This is a genomic window from Fodinicola acaciae (genome assembly GCF_010993745.1).
Classification (GTDB): domain Bacteria; phylum Actinomycetota; class Actinomycetes; order Mycobacteriales; family HKI-0501; genus Fodinicola; species Fodinicola acaciae.
This window is the reverse complement of the sequence record NZ_WOTN01000003.1, coordinates 469,147-491,715: the sequence shown is the minus strand read 5'-3', so window position 1 is coordinate 491,715 and position 22,569 is coordinate 469,147. Positions and strand designations below refer to the sequence as shown.

At 65.4% G+C, this 22,569-nt stretch carries 15 protein-coding genes, 3 rRNA genes and 1 pseudogene; 16 read left to right on the top strand and 3 right to left on the bottom strand.

Annotation, left to right across the window (positions count from 1 at the left end):
* The first annotated feature begins 16 nt into the window (after positions 1 to 16).
* The 5 genes from atpA (at position 17) to GNX95_RS28650 (ending at position 5,035) form a co-directional block, all read left to right on the top strand.
* Entirely contained in the window at positions 17 to 1,675 is a 1,659-nt protein-coding gene (gene atpA / locus GNX95_RS28670) for a F0F1 ATP synthase subunit alpha (protein WP_163510739.1), read from the top strand.
* Between the two features lie 3 nt (positions 1,676 to 1,678).
* Positions 1,679 to 2,629 (top strand): F0F1 ATP synthase subunit gamma, encoded by a 951-nt coding sequence (locus tag GNX95_RS28665; protein WP_163510738.1) that lies wholly within the window; start codon positions 1,679 to 1,681, stop codon positions 2,627 to 2,629.
* Positions 2,630 to 4,078 carry a F0F1 ATP synthase subunit beta gene (gene atpD / locus GNX95_RS28660; RefSeq protein WP_163510737.1) on the top strand — a complete coding sequence of 483 codons (1,449 nt, stop codon included), beginning with the start codon at positions 2,630 to 2,632 and terminating at the stop codon, positions 4,076 to 4,078. It begins immediately after the preceding gene.
* A gap of 196 nt (positions 4,079 to 4,274) precedes the next feature.
* Complete coding sequence (locus tag GNX95_RS28655) at positions 4,275 to 4,571, top strand: F0F1 ATP synthase subunit epsilon (RefSeq protein ID WP_163510736.1); 297 nt, start codon at positions 4,275 to 4,277, stop codon at positions 4,569 to 4,571.
* A gap of 20 nt (positions 4,572 to 4,591) precedes the next feature.
* On the top strand, positions 4,592 to 5,035 hold the full coding sequence (locus GNX95_RS28650) for a DUF2550 domain-containing protein (protein WP_163510735.1): 444 nt from the start codon (positions 4,592 to 4,594) through the stop codon (positions 5,033 to 5,035).
* Positions 5,036 to 6,236: 1,201 nt separating this feature from the next.
* On the opposite strand, the gene GNX95_RS28645 is transcribed toward GNX95_RS28650, so the two are convergent.
* Positions 6,237 to 7,433 (bottom strand): FAD-dependent monooxygenase, encoded by a 1,197-nt coding sequence (locus GNX95_RS28645; protein ID WP_163510734.1) that lies wholly within the window; start codon positions 7,431 to 7,433, stop codon positions 6,237 to 6,239.
* Between the two features lie 105 nt (positions 7,434 to 7,538).
* Here GNX95_RS28645 and GNX95_RS28640 point away from each other — a divergent pair, with 105 nt between their 5' ends.
* The 9 genes and pseudogenes from GNX95_RS28640 to GNX95_RS28600 all read left to right on the top strand — a co-directional run bounded on the left by GNX95_RS28640 (position 7,539) and on the right by GNX95_RS28600 (position 19,193).
* Positions 7,539 to 8,114 (top strand): TetR family transcriptional regulator, encoded by a 576-nt coding sequence (locus GNX95_RS28640; RefSeq protein ID WP_163510733.1) that lies wholly within the window; start codon positions 7,539 to 7,541, stop codon positions 8,112 to 8,114.
* Positions 8,115 to 8,136: 22 nt separating this feature from the next.
* Positions 8,137 to 9,402: a tyrosine--tRNA ligase gene (gene tyrS, locus GNX95_RS28635; RefSeq protein ID WP_163510732.1), complete on the top strand. Its 1,266-nt coding sequence runs from the start codon at positions 8,137 to 8,139 to the stop codon at positions 9,400 to 9,402.
* 564 nt (positions 9,403 to 9,966) lie between these two features.
* Positions 9,967 to 11,481: ribosomal RNA gene (locus GNX95_RS28630) — 16S ribosomal RNA — on the top strand.
* Between the two features lie 334 nt (positions 11,482 to 11,815).
* A 23S ribosomal RNA gene (locus tag GNX95_RS28625) occupies positions 11,816 to 14,941 on the top strand.
* 82 nt (positions 14,942 to 15,023) lie between these two features.
* Positions 15,024 to 15,140 (top strand): 5S ribosomal RNA (gene rrf / locus GNX95_RS28620).
* Together the 16S, 23S and 5S rRNA genes form the textbook arrangement of a ribosomal RNA operon.
* 79 nt (positions 15,141 to 15,219) lie before the next feature.
* The gene (add, locus tag GNX95_RS28615; RefSeq protein WP_163510731.1) at positions 15,220 to 16,188 is read left to right on the top strand and encodes an adenosine deaminase; all 969 of its coding nucleotides are present in this window, start codon (positions 15,220 to 15,222) and stop codon (positions 16,186 to 16,188) included.
* A 71-nt stretch (positions 16,189 to 16,259) separates the two neighbouring features.
* The gene (gene murA, locus GNX95_RS28610) at positions 16,260 to 17,540 is read left to right on the top strand and encodes a UDP-N-acetylglucosamine 1-carboxyvinyltransferase (protein ID WP_246281792.1); all 1,281 of its coding nucleotides are present in this window, start codon (positions 16,260 to 16,262) and stop codon (positions 17,538 to 17,540) included.
* A 67-nt stretch (positions 17,541 to 17,607) separates the two neighbouring features.
* Positions 17,608 to 18,615: pseudogene (locus GNX95_RS28605) on the top strand (sigma-70 family RNA polymerase sigma factor); the annotation flags it as partial.
* Positions 18,612 to 19,193, top strand: coding sequence for a TIGR03086 family metal-binding protein (locus GNX95_RS28600; RefSeq protein WP_163510728.1), 582 nt, complete (start codon positions 18,612 to 18,614; stop codon positions 19,191 to 19,193). The pseudogene GNX95_RS28605 and the gene GNX95_RS28600, both read left to right, overlap by 4 nt.
* A gap of 3 nt (positions 19,194 to 19,196) precedes the next feature.
* On the opposite strand, the gene GNX95_RS28595 is transcribed toward GNX95_RS28600, so the two are convergent.
* On the bottom strand, positions 19,197 to 20,711 hold the full coding sequence (locus GNX95_RS28595; RefSeq protein WP_246281791.1) for an MFS transporter: 1,515 nt from the start codon (positions 20,709 to 20,711) through the stop codon (positions 19,197 to 19,199).
* Positions 20,712 to 20,852: 141 nt separating this feature from the next.
* Here GNX95_RS28595 and GNX95_RS28590 point away from each other — a divergent pair, with 141 nt between their 5' ends.
* Positions 20,853 to 21,365: a hypothetical protein gene (locus tag GNX95_RS28590; RefSeq protein WP_163510727.1), complete on the top strand. Its 513-nt coding sequence runs from the start codon at positions 20,853 to 20,855 to the stop codon at positions 21,363 to 21,365.
* Here GNX95_RS28590 and GNX95_RS28585 read toward each other — a convergent pair.
* Entirely contained in the window at positions 21,356 to 21,703 is a 348-nt protein-coding gene (locus GNX95_RS28585; RefSeq protein ID WP_163510726.1) for a hypothetical protein, read from the bottom strand. The genes GNX95_RS28590 and GNX95_RS28585 overlap by 10 nt on opposite strands.
* A 308-nt stretch (positions 21,704 to 22,011) precedes the next feature.
* Here GNX95_RS28585 and GNX95_RS28580 point away from each other — a divergent pair, with 308 nt between their 5' ends.
* Positions 22,012 to 22,398 (top strand): STAS domain-containing protein, encoded by a 387-nt coding sequence (locus GNX95_RS28580; RefSeq protein WP_163510725.1) that lies wholly within the window; start codon positions 22,012 to 22,014, stop codon positions 22,396 to 22,398.
* Positions 22,399 to 22,569: the final 171 nt, after the last annotated feature.

The window sequence follows — 22,569 nt, the reverse complement described above, 5'->3', positions numbered from 1 at the left end:
GAAAGAGTAGATACCGATGGCCGAACTGACCATCTCGCCGGAGGAGATCCGCGGGGCGATCGAACGCTATGTCTCGTCGTACTCGCCGGACGTGTCCCGCGAGGAAGTCGGCGTGGTGGCCGACACCGGCGACGGCATCGCGCATGTCGAGGGCCTTCCGTCGACCATGACCAACGAGCTGCTGGACTTCGGCAACGGCGTCCGCGGCCTCGCCCTCAACCTGGAGCAGCGCGAGATCGGCGCCGTCATCCTGGGTGACTACAGCCACATCGAGGAGGGCCAGCAGGTCCGCCGCACCGGCGAGGTCCTGTCGGTGCCGGTCGGCGACGGCTTCCTCGGCCGGGTCATCGACCCGCTGGGCAACCCGCTGGACGGCAAGGGCGACATCGAGTCGACCGAGCGCCGCGCGCTGGAGCTGCAGGCGCCGTCGGTGGTGCAGCGGCAGCCGGTGTCCGAGCCGCTGCAGACCGGCATCAAGGCCATCGACACGATGACCCCGATCGGCCGTGGCCAGCGGCAGCTGATCATCGGTGACCGTAAGACCGGCAAGACCGCGGTGGCCATCGACACCATCCTCAACCAGCGGGACAACTGGAAGTCCGGCGACGTGAAGAAGCAGGTGCGCTGCATCTACGTCGCGGTCGGCCAGAAGGGCTCGACCATCGCGAGCATCCGGAGCACGCTGGAAGAGGCCGGCGCGATGGAATACACCACCATCGTCGCCTCGCCGGCGTCCGACCCGGCCGGCTTCAAATACCTCGCGCCCTACACCGGCTCGGCCATCGGCCAGCACTGGATGTACGACGGCAAGCACGTCCTGATCATTTTCGACGACCTGTCCAAGCAGGCCGAGGCCTATCGCGCCATCTCGCTGCTGCTGCGTCGCCCGCCGGGCCGCGAGGCCTATCCCGGCGACGTGTTCTACCTGCACTCCCGGCTGCTGGAGCGTTGCGCGAAGCTGTCCGACGACCTCGGCGCGGGTTCGATGACCGGCCTGCCGATCATCGAGACCAAGGCCAACGACATCTCCGCGTACATCCCGACCAACGTCATCTCCATCACCGACGGCCAGATCTTCCTGGAGTCCGACCTGTTCAACCAGGGTCAGCGCCCGGCGATCAACGTCGGTCTGTCGGTGTCGCGAGTCGGCGGTGACGCGCAGACCAAGGCCATGCGCGCGGTCATCAAGACGCTGAAGCTGGACCTCGCGCAATACCGGGACCTGGAAGCCTTCGCCCAGTTCGGCACGGAAAACCTGGACCGGACCTCCCGCCAGCAGCTGGAGCGCGGCGAGCGGCTGCTGGAGCTGCTCAAGCAGGGCCAGTACGCGCCTTACTCGGTGCCCGACCAGATCATCTCGCTGTGGGCCGGCACGTCCGGCAACGTCGATGACGTACCGGTCGGGGACATCCACCAGTTCGAGCAGGAGTTCATCTCCTACGTGCGCACGCACTATGCCGGGCTGATCTCGACCATCGACGAGTCCGGCAAGATGCCCGACGACGGCCTGGAGACGCTGCAGACCGCGCTCGACGACTTCAAGAAGGGTTTCGCCGGCTCCGGCGGCAGTCTCGGAGATGTCAAGGCCGGCACCGAGGCCAGGGCCGAGGCGCTGACCGGCAAGGAAGGCACCGAGTCCGTCCAGGTCAACAAGCCGAAGCCGAAAGACAGCTGAGCCATGCCAGCCAACGTACGGGTCATCCGCGACCGGGTCCGGTCGGTCCAGTCGATCAAGAAGATCACCAGGGCCCAGGAGCTGATCGCGGCCTCCCGCATCGTGAAGGCCCGGCAGCGGGTCGAGGCGGCGCTGCCGTACACCCGGGAGATCACCCGGGTGCTCACCGCGCTGGCCACCAACGCGAGCAACCTGAGCCATCCGCTGCTGGTCCCGCGCGAGCGGGTACGCCGCGCCGGCGTGCTGGTGGTCACCAGTGACCGCGGTTTCGCCGGTGGCTACAACGCCAACGTCATTCGTACGGCGGAGCGGCTGATCAGCCGGCTACGCGACGAGGGTGTCGAGCCGGTGCTGTTCGTGATCGGCCGCAAGGGCCGGGCGTACTACACCTTCCGCAACCGCGAGATCGCGGCCGTGTGGACCGGCTTCTCCGAGCGGCCGGGGTTCGAGAACGCGCAGGCCGCAGGTGAGGCACTGATCGCCGCGTTCAACGCCGGCGGTGACGCGGTCGTACCGGCTGCGGAGCTGGGAAACGCGTCCAACGACATTCCCGGCATCGACCAGCTGCACGTCGTGTCGACCGAGTTCAACTCGATGGTGAGCCAGACCCCGGCGGCCAGGATCGTCGCGCCGATGGAGGTCGAGTACGCCGAGGGTGACGGCGAGCGCAAGCTGCTGGCCGACTACGAGTTCGAGCCGGAGGCCGACGAGCTGCTCGCGGCCATCCTTCCCAAATACGTCAACACCCGGATTTTCGCCGCTCTCCTTTCGGCGGCGGCGTCGGAGTCGGCGGCCCGGCAGCAGGCGATGAAGTCTGCGACGGACAACGCGGAGGAGCTGACCAAGTCGCTCTCCCGTGAGGCCAACCAGGCGCGGCAGGCGCAAATCACCCAGGAGATCAGCGAAATCGTCGGTGGCGCGAACGCGCTCGCGGCATCAGGGAGTGAGGACTAAGTGACATCGACTCTTGACCAGGCCGCCAAACCGGCCGAGGAGCTGGCCGACGGCCGGGTCGTACAGGTGATCGGCGCGGTCGTCGACGTGGAGTTTCCGCGCGAGGGCCTGCCGGAGCTGTTCCACGCGCTGCAGGTCGACGTCGAGCTCGGCGGCGAGCAGCACACGCTGACGCTGGAGGTCGCGCAGCACCTCGGCGACAACATGGTGCGCTGCATCGCGATGCAGCCGACCGACGGTCTGGTCCGCGGTGCCGAGGTGCGTAACACCGGCGACGCGATCACCGTTCCGGTCGGTGACGTGACCAAGGGCCACGTGTTCAACGTGCTGGGCAAGCCGCTGGACGTGGACGAGTCCAAGCTGGAGATCACTGAGCGGTGGCCGATCCACCGGTCGGCGCCGGCGCTGGACCAGTTGGAGCCCAAGACCGAGATGCTGGAGACCGGCATCAAGGTGCTCGACCTGCTCACGCCGTACGTGGTCGGCGGCAAGATCGGCCTGTTCGGTGGCGCCGGTGTGGGCAAGACGGTGCTCATCCAGGAGATGATCTACCGGGTCGCGGAAAACTTCGGTGGCGTGTCGGTGTTCGCCGGCGTTGGTGAGCGTACGCGTGAGGGCAACGGTCTGATCGAGGAGATGACCGAGACCGGCGTCATCGACAAGACCGCGCTGGTGTTCGGCCAGATGGACGAGCCGCCGGGCACGCGTCTGCGGGTGGCGCTGTCCGCGCTGACCATGGCGGAGTATTTCCGCGACGTGCAGAAGCAGGACGTGCTGCTGTTCATCGACAACATCTTCCGGTTCACCCAGGCCGGTTCGGAGGTGTCCACGCTGCTCGGCCGGATGCCGTCCGCGGTGGGTTACCAGCCGACCCTGGCCGACGAGATGGGTGAGCTGCAGGAGCGGATCACCTCGACGCGCGGTAACTCGATCACCTCGATGCAGGCGATCTACGTGCCGGCCGACGACTACACCGACCCGGCGCCGGCGACGACCTTCGCGCACCTGGACGCCACCACCGAGCTGTCTCGGCCGATCTCGGCCAAGGGCATCTATCCGGCGGTGGACCCGCTGACCTCCACCTCGCGGATCCTGGACCCGCAGTACATCGGCCAGGAGCACTTCGACGTGGCCTCGCGGGTGAAGCAGATCCTGCAGAAGTACAAGGACCTGCAGGACATCATCGCCATCCTCGGCATGGACGAGCTGTCCGAGGAGGACAAGGTCACCGTGCAGCGGGCCCGCCGGATCGAGCGGTTCCTGTCGCAGAACACCTTCGTCGCGAAGGCCTTCACCGGCCTGGACGGATCGTTCGTGTCCCGCGACGAGACCGTCGACTCGTTCAAGCGCCTCTGCAACGGCGACTACGACCACGTGCCGGAGCAGGCGTTCTTCATGTGCGGTGGCCTGGAGGATGTGGAGCGCAAGGCCAAGGAACTCCAGGGATAGCCCGATGTTTCGTACGCGTGGTGGCCCGGCAGTCGCGATGGACTGCCGGGCCGTCACGCGCCTGGAGCCAACACGACGTTTCGCCAAATAGCAGTCATAGGTGAGCCAGCGGTACGTCTGGTGACAATCATTCCTGTCGTACATAACTTGCTGGAACGCCGATAGACTCACGCTAAATCGCGGTAAAGGAGCTCAAGTGGCCGAACTGCACGTGGAACTGGTCGCGGTGGAGGAGATGATCTTCTCCGGCGAGGCCGAGATGGTCCGCGCGCGGACCCTGGAGGGCGAGCTCGGAGTGTTGCCTGGACACATTCCGCTGCTCGGCCAGCTGGTCGACCCCGGTGAGGTGATCATCAGGACCCGCGAGGGCGACAGGACGTTCATCGTGCACGGTGGATTCCTGTCGGTCGACTCCGACGGTGTGTCGATCCTGGCCGAGACAGCCGAACCGGCCGGGCAGCCGGCCGAAACGCCAGCGGCAACGACCAACTAGATCTGCGGAAAGCGGCCGGCATGCAGCTCATCGAGATCGTCGCGATCGTCATCGCGGCCGCGGTGCTGCTGCTGGCCGCGATCTACCTGCGCCGCCACCTGCTGCGCCGGTCCGGCGGCACCATTGAGATGAGCGTACGTCTGCACACCGGCGGCCGCGGCTGGGGCTGGGCCTTCGGCGTCGCGCGGTTCACCGGCGACCAGCTTCAATGGTTCCGGATCTTCAGCCTGTGGCCCGGCCCGAAGCGTACCTATGCGCGGCCCTCCATGGAGGTCGTACGCCGCCGTTCTCCCACCGGCCCAGAGACCCTCGCCCTGCCGCCCGGCGCGATCGTCCTCACCTGCACCCACCGCGGCCACCGCGTCGAAGTAGCGATGGCCGACGCGGCCCTCACCGGCTTCCTGTCGTGGCTAGAAGCCGCCGCCCCCGGAGCCCCCTTCATCTCCGACCGAGCCGCCAGCTGACCCAGTTTGGGTCGGCTTTTTTGGTTTTGTGGGTTGGGTTTTCATGGGTGGTGCCATTGGGAGTGGCTGGCTCTCATGATTGGTGCGTTGGGAGGGATCGGGCTCTTCATTTTTGTTGCGTTTTGGGGGTGGTGGCGCCTTCGCGGCGGGCGCTCCTGCGCGGAGGGCGACCTCAAGGGGAGGGGCGCGGGGTCCCGTCGTTGGTCCGGTTGGGTGCCGCGTGTGCGGTTGGGTGGGTGGACCGGGAGTGTGGCTGGGGCGCCGGAGGTGCGGTGGCCTCCCGGTGGGTGGCGTGGGGGTCCACTATGTGGGATGCGAAGGCGTATGGAGCGCTAAATGTCTGGATTGCGAGGCTCGCCGATGGCATGAATGTCGAGTTACTTGCGTTGGACGCAAGAAACAAGGCTTTCACGCCGCCGCGATCACCGGAGGCTGTGACGGGTGTGACTACTGAGGCTGATAATGCTGTTGTGCCTGTTGGGTTGCGACAAATGTCGGTTTTGATGTCTTGTTAGACAAGTATTACGCAGTCGGCCCGCCTCGCCCGCATTATCAGCCACGCCAGTCACACCAGCACCACTCCGGACGCTGTGATGGCGTCCATGCCGACGGGTTGCTTCCCACACGTGACCTGGCTTGCTCGTTCTCCCCGTCGGCGGGCGCAGCCAACCACATTGTCGGAGGGGCCGCCGCCAAACAAACGCAACCACCCTCCCAGGCTCGGCGGCCCCTCCGAAAATGTGGTTCCCTTCAGGGCGCCGACGGGGAGAACGAGCAAGCCTGGAGAACCCGGTCCCGCCCGCAAACCGCCGCCCGCACCCTCAATGCACACCGATTGGCGTTCCCGCGCCCCCTCCCTTGAGGTCGCCCTCCGCGCAGGAGCGCCCGCCGCGCAGGCGAAAAACCCACCACCCACCAACACAACAAACATGAAGACCCAACCACCCCCCTGACGCAACAAACATGAAGACGCAACCACCCACCCAACGCACACACAAGAGACGCAACCACCTCCCCAACGCACCAAACATGAAACCCACCACCTCCCCAACGCACCAACCAGAAACCCACCACCACCAAGGCGGAACGCAGCCCTCCCATCATCACCACCACCAACGTGGAACGCGGCCCCTCCCACCACCAAGGCGGAACGCAGCCCCTCCACCGCACCACCAGGCGCCGCGCCCCACCCTCCCCCTCCTCAGTAATCCTTCAACGTGATCCCGTTCGCCGCGTCATGGATCGGCTGCATAACTTTCCGCATGATCGCCGCACTCCCCGGCAGCTTCGGCATCACCCTGAGCATCAGCAGCTGCATCCGGATGGCCGCGTTCGACCGCGCCACCATCTGCTTGACGGCCTGCGACCCAAGCTTCTGGTTCTTCTCCACATACGGCCGCATCTCGCGCTCGTATCCAGCAAAGCCGGCGACGTGATCGCCGCCGGCGGCGGCGAGTTCGCCGGCGAGGACGTACGCGCCGACCAGGGCGAGGCCGGTGCCTTGGCCGGAGGCGAGTGAGGGACAGTAGCCGGCGTCGCCGAGCAGGACGACGCGGCCGCGGGACCAGGAGTCCATCCGCACCTGGCTGAGGCTGTCGAAGTAGAAGTCCGGCGCTGTCCACATCGACTCGAGCAGCTGCGGTACGCGCCAACCTACGCCGGCGAAGGTGTCGGCCACGATTTTCTTCTGAGTGGCGACATCCCGGTGGTCATATGTGAGTTTCTCCGAGGAGAACAGGAAAAGCGCCTTGGCGCCGGCCATCCGGCTGGTGCTGTAGACGTTGGTCGTACGACCGGGCTCGACATACAGCCGCTCGGAGCGGTCCAGGCCAAGGTGGTTCGGCGTGCCGCAGATCGCGGCGTAGTAGCCCATCTCGTGGACGAAGTCCGGCTCCGGACCGAAGGCCAACTTCCGCACGTTGGAGTGCAGGCCGTCGGCGCCGACCACCAGGTCGAAGCGGCGCGCTGGTGACTTCTCGAAGCTGACCTTCACGCCGTCGGCGTCGTCGACCAGCTCGGTGATCGAGTCGTCGAAGATGTAGTCGACGTCGTCCTTGGTGAGGTCATACAGGATCTGGCTCAGGTCCCCGCGCATGATCTCGTCGTCGTGGCCGTGGCGACCGGCGAAGAAGTCGGCCGGCATGGTGAGCAACGGCCGGTCGTCGCGGTCCACGAAGGTCTCGTCGCGCATGTCGGTGCTCAGCTCGCGGACCCGGTCCATGATGCCCATCCGCTCGGCGACCTCGACGGTGACGCCGCGCAGGTCGATCTTGTAGCCGCCGGATCGCAGCTCGGCGGCGCGCTCCACGACGGTCACCCGAAAACCGTGGCGGTTCAGCCAGTACGCCAGCGCCGGCCCGGCGATGCTCGCGCCGGAAATCAAAACACTGCGGCTCATGTCCAACTCCTCGTCGTCGTTGGCGATGACCATACGACAGTCTCAGACATACGTCTAGTACAAGTGTGCAAGACGAACGTACGAACATCGGCTAGCATCACTGGCATGGGAAATCGCGAGGATCTGCTGGCCGGCGCGAAGCGTTGTCTCTACGAGAAGGGCTACGCGCGTACGACCGCACGCGACATCGCCGCCGCGGCGGGGACGAGCCTCGCCGCGATCGGCTATCACTACAAGTCCACCGAGGCGCTGCTCAACCTGGCGCTTTACGACGCGATCGGCGAGATGGGGGAGAAGATGGCCGCCGCGTTGGCCGCGGCCGGCGACCCCGAAGGTCCGCCGTTGCAGCGGTTCGAAGTGATCTGGCGGTCGATCATCGACTCGTTCCAGGCGGACCGGCAGGTGTACGCGGCGACGCTGGAGATCTTCGGCCAGATGGACCGGATGCCGGACCTGCGCGCGGCGTTCGCCGACGGCATCGAGGAAACCCGCGGCTGGTGGGCGAAGACCCTGCACGACGTGGACGTACGCACCGACGAGAAGACCGGGCGCGCGCTCGGCTCGTTCTACCAGGCGCTGATGAGCGGCGTGATGATCCAGTGGCTGATCGATCCCGACCACGCGCCGTCGGCCGGCGACCTGGTCGCGGCGTTGCGGCTGGTCGGCGAAGAAAGTCGTTGAGCCGGTACGCGATAATTGCCGGGTGACCCACATTCTCGACGACCTGGCCTGGCGCGGACTCATCGCCCAGTCCACCGACCTGGACGCGCTGCGCGCCGCGATGGACACCGGCCCGATCACCTACTACGTGGGCTTTGACCCGACCGCGCCGAGCCTGCACTTCGGCAACCTGATGCAGGTGCTCACCGCCCGCCGGCTGCAGCTGGCCGGCCACCGGCCGCTCGCCCTGGTGGGCGGCGCGACCGGACTGATCGGCGACCCGAAGTCGACGAGCGAGCGGACGCTGAACCCGCCCGAGGTGGTGGCCAGCTGGGTGGAGAAGATCAAGGCGCAGATCGAGCCGTTCCTCGACTTCACCGGTGACAATGCGGCGACCGTGGTGAACAACCTGGACTGGACGGCGCCAATGTCGGCGATCGACTTCCTCCGCGACATCGGCAAGCACTTCCGGGTGAACAAGATGCTCGCCAAGGAGGCGGTCGCCGCGCGGCTGCAGTCCGACGCCGGCATCAACTACACCGAGTTCAGCTACCAGATCCTGCAGGGGATGGACTTCCTGGAGCTGTACCGGCGACATGGCTGCGTGTTGCAGACCGGGGGCTCGGACCAGTGGGGCAACCTGACCGCCGGCGTCGACCTGATCCACCGGGTGGAGGGGGTGAGCGTCCACGCGCTCGCCACGCCGCTGATCCTGAAGGCCGACGGCACCAAGTTCGGCAAGACCGAGACGGGTACGGTCTGGCTCGATCCGGAGCTGACCTCGCCGTACGCCTTCTATCAGGTGTTCGTCAACGCCGACGATGTGAAGGTCATCGACTACCTCAAGACGATGTCGTTCCGGTCCCGCGAGGAGATCGAGGCGCTTGAGGAGGCGGTCGCCAGCCGGCCAGGTGCGCGAGAGGCGCAGCGTGCGCTCGCCGAGGATCTGACCACGTTGTTGCACGGCGAGACCGCGTGCCGGCAGGTGATCGCGGCGAGCCAGGCGCTGTTCGGGCGGGGCGAGCTGGCCGAGCTGGACGAGAAGACGTTGGCGTCCGCGCTGGCCGAGGCCGGCTCGGTCGAGGTGCCCGATCCGGTGCCCACGCTCGCCGAGCTGCTGCGGGATTCGGGGCTGTGCAAGGGACTTGGCGATGCCCGGCGGACCGTCGCAGAGGGCGGTGCGTACGTCAACAACGTACGCGCGACCGACGCGGATGCGCCGCCGCCGGCGGAGTCTTTGCTGTTCGGAAGCTGGTTGGTGTTGCGCCGCGGCCGGCGCAACGTGGCCGGCGTACGCGTCAAGCGCTGAAGCCGAAACGTGACCGTGCCGCTCACCACGGCACGGTCACCGTTAATGGATTTGACGCGGGTGGGTCGGACGTCGTAACTTCGTTGTCGCTGACGGGATACCGGACAGAAACCAAGGTGCCAGGTCGTCAAGATCAAGGCAGCGGGTTGGCCGGCCAGAAGCTCCCACCCCCCGGTGAGACCGCGAAAATCGGTCCGCTAAGGTAGTGGAACAGCCAGTCCGGCGGGAAACAACCAGTTCAAGCCACGATCGAAAAGATCGCACTTGACAAGGGGAAAGCCCAGGACTAAGCTGGAGAAGTTGCCCCGGAGACGGACGAGAGTCCAGAACCGGAAGCGGTTGTTCTTTGAGAACTCAACAGCGTGTTGGATTGTCAGTGCCAAATTATCCCGTGCCTGGCATGTTGGCAAGCCTCTTTCTGGGGTGTGTCGCAGGTCGGGTCGGATTCCTTTGGTATGAGAACAAGTGTCAGCTTGTTTGATTGCCGGGTTCTGCCAAGTTTTGCTTGGCGCTTCGTTGTGTCGATGATCCTGCTCTTTGTTGGGTGGGGGATTCTTATATGCATCTACGGAGAGTTTGATCCTGGCTCAGGACGAACGCTGGCGGCGTGCTTAACACATGCAAGTCGAGCGGAAAGGCCTTTCGGGGTACTCGAGCGGCGAACGGGTGAGTAACACGTGGGCAACCTGCCCCCAACTCTGGGATAAGCCTAGGAAACTGGGTCTAATACCGGATATGACCTTGCACTGCATGGTGTGGGGTGGAAAGTTTTTCGGTTGGGGATGGGCCCGCGGCCTATCAGCTTGTTGGTGGGGTGATGGCCTACCAAGGCGACGACGGGTAGCCGGCCTGAGAGGGCGACCGGCCACACTGGGACTGAGACACGGCCCAGACTCCTACGGGAGGCAGCAGTGGGGAATATTGCGCAATGGGCGGAAGCCTGACGCAGCGACGCCGCGTGAGGGATGACGGCCTTCGGGTTGTAAACCTCTTTCAGCAGGGACGAAGCGTGAGTGACGGTACCTGCAGAAGAAGCACCGGCTAACTACGTGCCAGCAGCCGCGGTAATACGTAGGGTGCGAGCGTTGTCCGGAATTATTGGGCGTAAAGAGCTCGTAGGCGGCTTGTCGCGTCGATTGTGAAATCCCGGGGCTCAACCCCGGGTCTGCAGTCGATACGGGCTGGCTAGAGTGCGGTAGGGGAGACTGGAATTCCTGGTGTAGCGGTGAAATGCGCAGATATCAGGAGGAACACCGGTGGCGAAGGCGGGTCTCTGGGCCGTAACTGACGCTGAGGAGCGAAAGCGTGGGGAGCGAACAGGATTAGATACCCTGGTAGTCCACGCCGTAAACGTTGGGCGCTAGGTGTGGGTTCCCTTCCACGGGATCCGTGCCGCAGCTAACGCATTAAGCGCCCCGCCTGGGGAGTACGGCCGCAAGGCTAAAACTCAAAGGAATTGACGGGGGCCCGCACAAGCGGCGGAGCATGCGGCTTAATTCGACGCAACGCGAAGAACCTTACCAAGGCTTGACATACACCGAAAACTCGTGGAGACACGGGGTCCGTAAGGGCGGTGTACAGGTGGTGCATGGCTGTCGTCAGCTCGTGTCGTGAGATGTTGGGTTAAGTCCCGCAACGAGCGCAACCCTCGTCCTATGTTGCCAGCGGGTTATGCCGGGGACTCATAGGAGACTGCCGGGGTCAACTCGGAGGAAGGTGGGGACGACGTCAAGTCATCATGCCCCTTATGTCTTGGGCTGCACGCATGCTACAATGGCCGGTACAAAGGGCTGCGAAACCGTAAGGTGGAGCGAATCTCAAAAAGCCGGTCTCAGTTCGGATTGGGGTCTGCAACTCGACCCCATGAAGTCGGAGTCGCTAGTAATCGCAGATCAGCAACGCTGCGGTGAATACGTTCCCGGGCCTTGTACACACCGCCCGTCAAGTCATGAAAGTCGGTAACACCCGAAGCCGGTGGCCTAACCCTTTGGGAGGGAGCCGTCGAAGGTGGGATCGGCGATTAGGACTAAGTCGTAACAAGGTAGCCGTACCGGAAGGTGCGGCTGGATCACCTCCTTTCTAAGGAGCAATACCGTTCCCGGGCCGAACGTGTCCGGACGGTGCTCATGGGTGGAACGCTGACAACGGATCGGCTCGATAGAGCCGCGTAACCAGTACTGCTCCCTACAGAGCGTGGAACGTGCGCGGGGATGTCGTTTCGATCTTCTGACACGCTGTTGGGTCCTGAGGGAACAACCGCAAGGTTGTGACCGAAGTGGATCCCATCCGCACCGAACAGCCCGTTCGCCGGACGTTTCGACAAGTCCGGCGAACGAGTATGCGGTGAGCACGGTTGGTGTCCGGGCGTACCTTGAGAACTGCACAGTGGACGTAGAGCATCTTTTATCTTTGTGGCCAAGTTATGAAGGGCACACGGTGGATGCCTTGGCACCAGGAGCCGATGAAGGACGTTGGAGGGTGCGATAAGCCTCGGGGAGTTCCCAACCTAGCTTTGATCCGAGGGTGTCCGAATGGGGTAACCCGGCTGGAGTTATGTCCAGTCACCCGCGTCTGAATATATAGGGCGTGTGGAGGGAACGCGGGGAAGTGAAACATCTCAGTACCCGTAGGAAGAGAAAACAATTGTGATTCCGTGAGTAGTGGCGAGCGAAAGCGGATGAGGCTAAACCTGGCACGTGTGATAGTCGGCGGGCGTTGCGTGTTGGGGGTCGTGGGACCATTTTGATCATTCTGCCGGATGGTCGGGGAGTTAGAAAATTCTTCGTTAGTCGAACATCATGGAAATGGTGGGCGTAGTGGGTGATACCCCCGTAGACGAAAACGAGGAGTCTCCTGAGTGGGATCCCAAGTAGCAGCGAGCTCGTGAAACTCGTTGTGAATCTGGCAGGACCACCTGTCAAGCCTAAATACTCCCTGGTGACCGATAGCGGACAAGTACCGTGAGGGAAAGGTGAAAAGTACCCCGGGAGGGGAGTGAAATAGTACCTGAAACCGTGTGCCTACAAGCCGTCAGAGCGTCCTCAGCCCTTTGTGGTTGTTCGTGATGGCGTGCCTTTTGAAGAATGAGCCTGCGAGTTAGTGGTACGTGGCGAGGTTAACCCGGGTGGGGTAGCCGTAGCGAAAGCGAGTCTGAATAGGGCGTTTGAGTCGCGTGCTCTAGACCCGAAGCGGAGTGATCTACCCATGGCCAGGTTGAAGCGCGGGTAAGACCGTGTGGAGGACCGAACCCACCAGGGTTTAAAACCTGGGGGATGAGCTGTGGGTAGGGGTGAAAGGCCAATCAAACTTCGTGATAGCTGGTTCTCCCCGAAATGCATTTAGGTGCAGCGTTGCGTGTTTCTTGCCGGAGGTAGAGCACTGGATGGCCTAGGGGGCCGACAAGCTTACTGAAGTCAGCCAAACTCCGAATGCCGGTAAGTGAGAGCGTGGCAGTGAGACTGCGGGGGATAAGCTTCGTAGTCGAGAGGGAAACAGCCCAGACCACCAGCTAAGGCCCCTAAGCGTGTGCTAAGTGGAAAAGGATGTGGAGTTGCATAGACAACCAGGAGGTTGGCTTAGAAGCAGCCACCCTTTAAAGAGTGCGTAATAGCCCACTGGTCAAGTGATTCCGCGCCGACAATGTAGCGGGGCTCAAGCACATCGCCGAAGCTGTGGCATTCACACGTTAGCTTGGCCCACTCTTTCGAGTGTGGGTCTAGGTGTGTGGGTGGGTAGGGGAGCGTCGTGCGGCGGGTGAAGCGGCAGGGTGACCTAGTCGTGGATGCCGTGCGAGTGAGAATGCAGGCATGAGTAGCGAAAGACGGGTGAGAAACCCGTCCGCCGGATGACCAAGGGTTCCTGGGCCAGGCTAATCCGCCCAGGGTAAGTCGGGACCTAAGGCGAGGCCGACAGGCGTAGTCGATGGACAACGGGTTGATATTCCCGTACCCGCGAAGAAGCGTCCATGATGAGGCAGCTTTGTGCTAAGCCCCCAAAGCCGCGGATCCCTTCGGGGTGAGGTGGTGGAGCGGGTGACCCCGGGTTGTAGTAGTCAAGCGATGGGGTGACGCAGGAAGGTAGCTGAGCCCGGTGGATGGTAGTGCCGGGGTAAGCGTGTAGGACGAGGTATAGGCAAATCCGTACCTCATGTGTCTGAGACGTGATGCCGACCCGATTGAGGGGAAGTCAGTGATCCTATGCTGTCGAGAAAAGCCTCTAGCGAGCTTCGAGTGGCCCGTACCCCAAACCGACACAGGTGGTCAGGTAGAGAATACCGAGGCGATCGAGTGAACTGTGGTTAAGGAACTCGGCAAATTGCCCCCGTAACTTCGGGAGAAGGGGGGCCGGACGCGTGAAGGCACTTGCTGCTGGAGCGTGGTATGGCCGCAGAGACCAGGGAGAAGCGACTGTTTACTAAAAACACAGGTCCGTGCGAAGTCGTAAGACGATGTATACGGACTGACGCCTGCCCGGTGCTGGAACGTTAAGGGGACCGGTTAGTCCATTCGTGGGCGAAGCTGAGAACTGAAGCGCCAGTAAACGGCGGTGGTAACTATAACCATCCTAAGGTAGCGAAATTCCTTGTCGGGTAAGTTCCGACCTGCACGAATGGCGTAACGACTTCTCCACTGTCTCAACCGCAGACTCGGCGAAATTGCACTACGAGTAAAGATGCTCGTTACGCGCGGCAGGACGGAAAGACCCCGGGACCTTCACTACAGCTTGATATTGGTGTTCGGTTCGGCTTGTGTAGGATAGGTGGGAGACTGTGAAGCTGGCACGCCAGTGTTGGTGGAGTCATCGTTGAAATACCACTCTGGTCGTACTGGATATCTAACTTCGGACCGTGATCCGGTTCAGGGACAGTGTCAGGTGGGTAGTTTAACTGGGGCGGTTGCCTCCTAAAGGGTAACGGAGGCGCCCAAAGGTTCCCTCAGCCTGGTTGGCAATCAGGTGGTGAGTGTAAGTGCATAAGGGAGCTTGACTGTGAGACGGACGTGTCGAGCAGGAGCGAAAGCTGGGACTAGTGATCCGGCACTGGCTGGTGGAAGCGGTGTCGCTCAACGGATAAAAGGTACCCCGGGGATAACAGGCTGATCTTCCCCAAGAGTCCATATCGACGGGATGGTTTGGCACCTCGATGTCGGCTCGTCGCATCCTGGGGCTGGAGTCGGTCCCAAGGGTTGGGCTGTTCGCCCATTAAAGCGGCACGCGAGCTGGGTTTAGAACGTCGCGAGACAGTTCGGTCCCTATCCGCCGCGCGCGTAGGAAACTTGAGAAGGGCTGTCCTTAGTACGAGAGGACCGGGACGGACGAACCTCTGGTGTGCCAGTTGTTCCGCCAGGAGCACGGCTGGTTGGCTACGTTCGGAAGGGATAACCGCTGAAAGCATCTAAGCGGGAAGCTCGCTTCAAGATGAGGTTTCCCACCAGGTTAACTGGGTAAGGCCCCCGGCTAGACCACCGGGTTGATAGGCCGGAAGTGGAAGCGTGGAAACACGTGGAGCTGACCGGTACTAATAGGCCGAGGACTTGACCACATACACAGATTTCTGCTGCTACTACGTCCACTGTGCGGTTCTGGAGGCACGCCCATCCAGAACGGCGAGAACTCCATAGTGTTTCGGTGGTCATAGCGAGAGGGAAACGCCCGGTCCCATTCCGAACCCGGAAGCTAAGCCTCTCAGCGCCGATGGTACTGCACTGGTGACGGTGTGGGAGAGTAGGACGCCGCCGGACTTCTTACCTGAAAGCCGCTCGCGACCCGCGAGCGGCTTTCAGGTTTTTTGTTGTCCGGAAAAGAAAGTACGCTGAAGGAATGCGCGACCTGCGAACGCTGCCGAAGGCTCATCTGCACATCCATCTGGAGAGCACGGTCCGGCCGGCGACGCTCGCGGACTTCGGCGTACGCACACCGGATCCGCGGCAGCGGTTCAGGGATTTCCGGGACTTCGCCGACTTCAACACGCGGATCCGCGAGTCACTGCGGACGCCGGCCGACTTTCGGCGTATCGCGGTGGAGTTCTGCGCGGACCAGGCGGCGGACGGTGTGCGTTATGCGGAGGTGACGTTCACGGCCGCCTCGCATGGCGAGCGGCTGGGCGACCTCGACATGCCGCTGGCGGCGGTGCTGGACGGCCTGGACGAGGGCCAGGAGGCGTGCGGCGTCGAATGCCAGGTGATCCTCGACCACTCGCGCCGGCGGTCAGTGGAGCGCGCGTGGCGGACGCTGGAACTCGCGAAGCGTCACGCCGAGCGGGGCGTGGTCGCGATCGGCATGGCCGGTGACGAGGCGTATTCGTTGGCTCCGTTCAAGGAGATTTTCGCGGCGGCGGCCGACACCGGTCTGCATGTCGTGCACCACGCCGGCGAGGCAGGCGGTGCCGACAGCATCCGCGAGGCGCTCGTCGTCGGCCGCGCCGAGCGGCTCGGCCACGGCTTTCGCGTCCTGGAGGACGACGAGCTCGTCGAGGACGTACGCGAGCGGGGCATCGCGCTCGAGGTCTGTCCGTCGTCCAACGTCGGCCTCAGCCTGGTGCCGTCGTACGCCGAACATCCGTTACCGCGGCTCCTCGACGCCGATCTCGCCGTGACGCTCAACACCGACATCCCGAACGTCATCGGCGACGTCACGCTGACCGACGAATATTCGCGGGTAAAAGACACGTTCGGTTATCAGGACGACGTGCTCGCGGACATCGCGTGCGCCGGTGTCGAAGCGTCGTTCGCGCCGGAAGCGACCAGGAAGGGCCTTTATGTCGAGATTGAAACCTGGCTGAACCGGTAACTCTGTGCGCGTTCAGACATTTCCTGGGCCGGACACAACGACGTGATGGAGAGCCGCATACCATGGCGCGGGTGGAAATCATCAGGGTCCGAGGCGGCGCTCGACTGTCCGGCGAGGTGAATGTCGCCGGCGCGAAGAACAGCGTCCTGAAGCTGATGGCGGCCGCGCTGCTGGCCGAAGGCCGTACGGTCATCGAGAACGTCCCGCGCATCCTGGACGTGACGATCATGGCCGAGCTGCTGCGCCGGCTCGGCTGCGAGGTCGACTGGACCGATGACGAGCTGACCATCGACGTGCCGGCCGAGCCCGGCACCGAGGCCGACTATGACCTGGTGCGCCGGCTGCGCGCGTCGATCTGCGTGCTCGGCCCGCTGATCACCCGGCGCGGCCGGGTCAAGGTGGCCTATCCGGGCGGTGACGCGATCGGCTCGCGTGGCCTGGACATGCACATCGACGGCCTGGAGCGGATGGGGGCCAAGGTCTCCAGCGAGCACGGCTTCGTGATCGCCGAGGCCGACCGGCTGCACGGCGCCTCGATCTGGCTCGACTTCCCGAGCGTCGGCGCGACCGAAAACCTGGTCAGCGCCGCGGTGCTGGCCAACGGCACGACGGTGATCGACAACGCGGCGCGCGAGCCGGAGATCGTCGACATCTGCCAGATGCTGACCGAGATGGGCGCCAGGATCGAGGGCGCTGGCGAGTCGACCGTGGTGGTCGAAGGCGTGCCCGAGCTCAAACCGGTGCGCCACCGCACCGTCGGCGACCGGATGGTGGCCGGCACCTGGGCCGTCGCCGCCACGATGACCCGCGGCGACGTGCTGATCCGCGGCGCCGATCACCGGCACCTGGACATCGCGCTGGACAAGATCTCCACCGCCGGCGCCGAGGTGCGGCCGGAGCAGGACGGCTTCCGGGTACGGATGAACCGCCGGCCGCGTGCCGTCGACGTCGTCACGTTGCCCTATCCCGGCTTCCCGACCGACCTGATGCCGATGGCGATCGCGCTGGCGGCGATCAGCGACGGCGCCTCGATGGTCACCGAAAACGTCTTCGACGCGCGCTTCATGTTCGTCAACGAGATGGCGCGGCTCGGCGCGGACGTACGCACAGACGGCCACCACGCGGTCGTACGCGGCCGCGAGCAGCTCTCCGGTGCCCCGGTGACCGCCCACGACATCCGCGCCGGTGCCGGCCTGATCCTGGCCGGCCTGTGCGCCGACGGCGTGACCGAGGTGTCGGAGATCAAGCACGTCGACCGCGGCTATCCGGCGATGGTGCCGCAGCTGCAGAGCCTGGGCGCCGACATCGAGCGGGTCACCGTGCCGGACGACGAGCTCGCGCTGGAATTCTGATCCGGGCGCGATGAGTTTTCCAACGTTGGCCGGTCTGCAAGAGTAGACGCAGGTCGACCAAGGGAGAGCGATGTCGGACAACGACGAGTTCGTACGGCTCACGGACCCGTTCCGGCGTGAGTTGCTGGCGCACTGTTACCGGATGCTGGGGTCGGTGCACGACGCCGAGGACCTGGTGCAGGAGACCTACATCCGTGCCTGGAAGGCCTACGACGCGTTCGAGGGCCGGTCGTCGCTGCGTACCTGGCTCTACAAGATCGCCACGCGCACCTGCCTGACCGCGTTGGAAAGCCGCAGCAAGCGGCCGATGCCGTCGGACTTCGGCGGTCCCAGCGACGAGCCGACCGGCGACCTGCGTGAGTCGACCGAGGTGGCGTGGCTGCAGCCGATTCCGACCGCCGGCGGCAGCGAGGAGAGCCCGTCCGACCCGGCGGCGATCGTCACCTCCAAGGAGAGCACGCGGCTGGCGCTGATCGCGGCTCTGCAACACCTGCCGGCGCGGCAACGCGCGGTGCTGATCATGCGCGACGTGCTGGCCTGGCGCGCCGCCGAGGTGGCCGAGCTGCTGGAGACCTCGACCGCGGCGGTCAACAGCGCGTTGCAGCGTGCGCGCGCGGAGCTGAAGGACGCGGCGCCGGCCCAGGACGAGGTCGTCGAGCCGGAGGACCCGCGTGAGCGTGCGCTACTGGCGCGCTATGTGGACGCCTTCGAGCGTTATGACACCGAGGCGATCATGGGCCTGCTCAAGCAGGACATCGTCTGGGAGATGCCGCCGTTCCTGGCCTGGTTCGTCGGCCGCGAGAACGTACGCCGGCTGATCGAGGACCAGTGTCCCGGCAACGGCCCCGGTGCGATCAAGATGGTGCCGACGCAGGCGAACGGGCAGAACGCGCTGGCCGTCTACATCGACACCGGCGACGGCGTACACCGCGCGCATTCGTTGCAGGTGCCGACCACCGACGGTGACCACGTCACCAAGATGATGGTGTTCTTCGACCTGACGCTGTTTCCCACCTTCGGCCTGCCGGACGTGCACCCCGACGACCTGCCCGCCGCTGTCCCCGCAGGGACATGACCGTCGCCTACCCGGCCGCGGAGCTCGCGTACGGGATCGGACTGCTGGAGCGCGCGCTCAGCTACGCGTTGGGGACCGTACGAGACCTGGCCGGGGATCCGCTGATCGGCCCGACGCCCTGCCAGCGGTGGAACCTGCGGCAGCTGGTGTGCCACCTCAACGAGTCGCTGGCCGCGCTGCAGGAAGGCATCGAAGGCGGCAGCATCAGCCCACCGGAGCCGGAGGTCGGCGCCGCCGACCCGGTGATCGCGTTTCGGCAGGCCGCGACGCGGCTGCTCGGCTGCTGGGCCCGTTCGGAGGGCGAACCGATCACCGTGGCCGGCTGCCCGCTGACCGCGATCACGGTGGCGACGACCGGCGCCATCGAGGTGGCCGTACACGGCTGGGACGTGTCGCAGGCGACCGGACGGCGACAACCCGTGCCGGCGCCGCTCGCGCGTGACCTGCTGCCGATCGTGCCGATGGTGATCAGCGACGCGGACCGCCCGGTGTTGTTCGGCCCGGCCGTCACGCCGCCGCTGCTGGCGAGCCCGGGCGACCAGCTGGTGGCGCTCCTCGGCCGCGATCCCTGGACCTGAGCTCTACGCCTGCTGGATGGATTTTGTACGCGTGCCGGGCTCCAGCGGTGGGGCGCCGATGCCGCAGTTGAAGGTGCACTCCGGGGTCGCGACCTTCGGGCGCAGCGCGTCGTCTCGTACGGTGAAGAACGTCAGCACCGCGCCGACCAGCAGCAACGCGGCCGCGATCAGCATCGCCTTGTCGAAGCCGGCGTTGACGGTGGCCGCCGACTGGTACGCGTCGCCGGTCAGGCCGACCAGCGGTGGGATCGCGGCGACCGAGAACAGGCTGGCGGCGCGGGCCACCGCGTTGTTGACGCCGCTGGCCACACCGGCATGGCGCACGTCGGCGGTGGCCAGCACGGTGGCGGTCAGCGGCGCGACGACCGCGGACAGGCCGAGGCCGAAGACGATCATCGCCGGCAGCACGTCCAGGACGTACGACGCGTGCTCGTTGATCCGCAGGGTCAGCAGCATGCCGGTGGCGGCGACCAGCGTGCCGGCGGTCATCAGCAGCCGCGGACCGATGCGTTGCGCGAGCGCGCCGGCCCGCGCCGACAGCAGCAGCATGAGTACGGTCACCGGCAGCAGGGCCGTGCCGGCGACGATGGGCGAATACTTCGCGACCACCTGCAGATGCAGCATCAGCAGGAAGAACTGGATCCCCATCCCGCCGTACACGATGAACGTGACGATGTTGACCGCGGTGAACTGCGCCGACCGGAAGATGTCCAGCCGGAGCATCGGGTCGGGCCCGCGGCCGGCGCCGCGGTGCCGCTCGACGAACACGAACGCGACGCCGGCCGCGATGCCGGCGGCGCCGGTCGCCACCACGAGCGGCAGGTTGCCCTGCGGCGCCTCGGTGAGCGCGTACGTGATGCAGGCCAGCGCCACGGCGGCCAGCGTGGCCCCGAGGGTGTCGAAGCCGCGGTGACCGTCGTCGCGCAGCGACTCGTCCGACGACTCGGGCACGTGCCGCAGCGTCACCAGCAGGATGACCGCGGCCAGCGGCAGGTTGAGCAGGAAGGCCCACCGCCAGCCGGCCGCCGCGATCACCCAGCCGCCGAGGAAGGGGCCGATCGCGCCGGCGACGCCGCCGAGACCGGACCACGCGCCGACCGCGCGCGGGCGGTCGTCAGGCGTGAAGGAGGCCTGGATGATGGCCAGCGCACCTGGTGTGAGCAGCGCGCCGCCGACGCCTTGCAGCGCGCGTGCGGCGATCAGCATCTCGACGTTGAGCGCGGCGCCACACAGTGCGGACGCGAGGGCGAACCAGACCACCCCGATCAGGAAGACCCGCCGCCGTCCGTACCGGTCGCCGAGCGCACCGGCCAGCAGGATCAGCCCGGCCAGGGTCAGCGTGTACGCGTTGACCGTCCACTGGAGGCCGTCGAGTGAGGCCTTGAGGTCGTCGCCGATCACCGGCAGGGCGACGTTGACGATCGTCGAGTCGAGCATCGCCAGGCTGGAGCCGAGCACCGTCGCGGCGAGGATCCACCGGCCACGCGGCTCTTTCAGCCGGACACCATCAGCAGTCACGCACGCAGCCTTCCAGGCCGGCGCGCACACATCAACGTACGTCCGCTGACGTACGCGAGGAGCCGCTGTCGGTGCGACGCGCGAGGCCGCCGCGGCGGCGACGATTCGACCTGGTTGTTCTCCTCATCCAAAGGAATCGTCATGTCACGCCAGTTGCCTCGAGCCGCACGCAAGTCGGTCCTGTTGCTGCACATCTTCGCCAGCGTGGGCTGGATGGGGATGGACCTCGCGTTCTTCGCGTTGGTGCTGACCGGCCTCACGACCTCCAGCGGCACGCTCGCGGCCAGTTGCTTCCTCGCGCTCACGGTGGCCGTGCCGCTCGGCGTCGGGGCGCTCAGCCTGCTGATGGTCGGCACCGGCGTGCTGCTGGGGCTCGGCACCAAGTGGGGGCTGGTCCGCTATTGGTGGGTGGCGAGCAAGCTGGCGATCGGTCTGCTGCTGGTCACGCTCGTCTACGTGGCGCTGATCCCCGGTGTGGGCGAGCTCGCGGCCACGCCGGTGGCGGCGACCGGTGACGCCGTACGCGCGGTGATCGGCTCGTCGGCGCAGTCGCTGTTGTATCCGCCGATCGTCTCGTTCAGCCTTCTGGGGTTTTCCGCCGTTTTGTCGGTCTTCAAGCCGTGGGGCCGGCTGCGGAAGGCGGCTCAGACCTGACCGTGGCCGACCAGGCGGCGAGCGCGTGGCGCGTCGGCCGGGAAGACGAGCACCACGGTGGCGCCGTCGTCCTGGCTGGTGGTGGCCCGGATGCCGGCGTCGGCCAGCATCGACTTCAGCGCGCGGCCGTCGGCCTCGGTGCCCACCCTGGCGACCGACACGAGCAGGCCGAAGCGGCCGGGCGGCACGGCGGAGTCCGGTTCGTCGTCGAACTCCAGCGGCTGTTGCTCAGCCAGGAAGTCGGCCAGCTCGGAGTCCTTCGGCCGTGGCGAGCCGTACGCCCACCGCAGGATGAGGGCGAGGACGGCCACCACGAGGAGCGCCACCACCAGGTCCATCCCCACAGTGTGGCACCGCGACGCTCGCCGTGCGCGCAGTAGTCGGCGATTGCTGCCTGATCGAGCGGCCTAATCCATACGGACGAGATGGGGAGGCCACCCTAGACCTCCAGTAGGAGCCCCTAGGGGACGCGTTCAACCCGCAGAGCGATGGTTTTGTCGGTGGTGGTTGGCAAGATGTTGGTTACCGACGCAACCGGTTGGCCGCCGCGAGCGTCTGAGTAAGTGAGTCGGCAAGACCGCGTCACCGATCGGCCGTTGGCACGTCACTACCGCAAGGGGTGCCGGCGACGGAGGGGGACACGAGCATGGCGAAGCGGGACTCGAACGATGACGATCGGGGGATCAGGGTGGACGGGACGGCAACCTTGGCGACCATTCCCCGTCAGCGCTACGACGGTGGACTCACCGTCGTGTGCATAGACGGCCGTCTGGACGCGTCGACGGCCACGGACATACGAGAACGGCTGCACGCCGCGGTCGGAGTCGGCAGCGGCACCCTGGTGGTCGATCTGAGCGACGTACAGCTGGTGGACGCCACCGGCCTCGGGGTGCTGGCCGGCACCCAGCGGCTGGCGGCCCGCAGCGGCCGGACCATGACCCTGCGCGGCACGCCGCCGCGGGTGGCGCGGCTGCTCCGGATCATCGGCTTCGACCGGGTGCTCCGGTCGGAGTCGGTGCGCACGGCAGCCTGAGCACGACATCTGACAGCACCACCACCTGGAGAATGCACCACCACATAGAGCTCTCACGGGGACGCAGAGCCCCACACGGGGGCAACCGAAAATGAAAACGGCCGCTGGAGTCTCGGGACTCCAGCGGCCTTTTCCGTACGCGGCGGTTGACCTTGCCACCTGCGGCAGGGT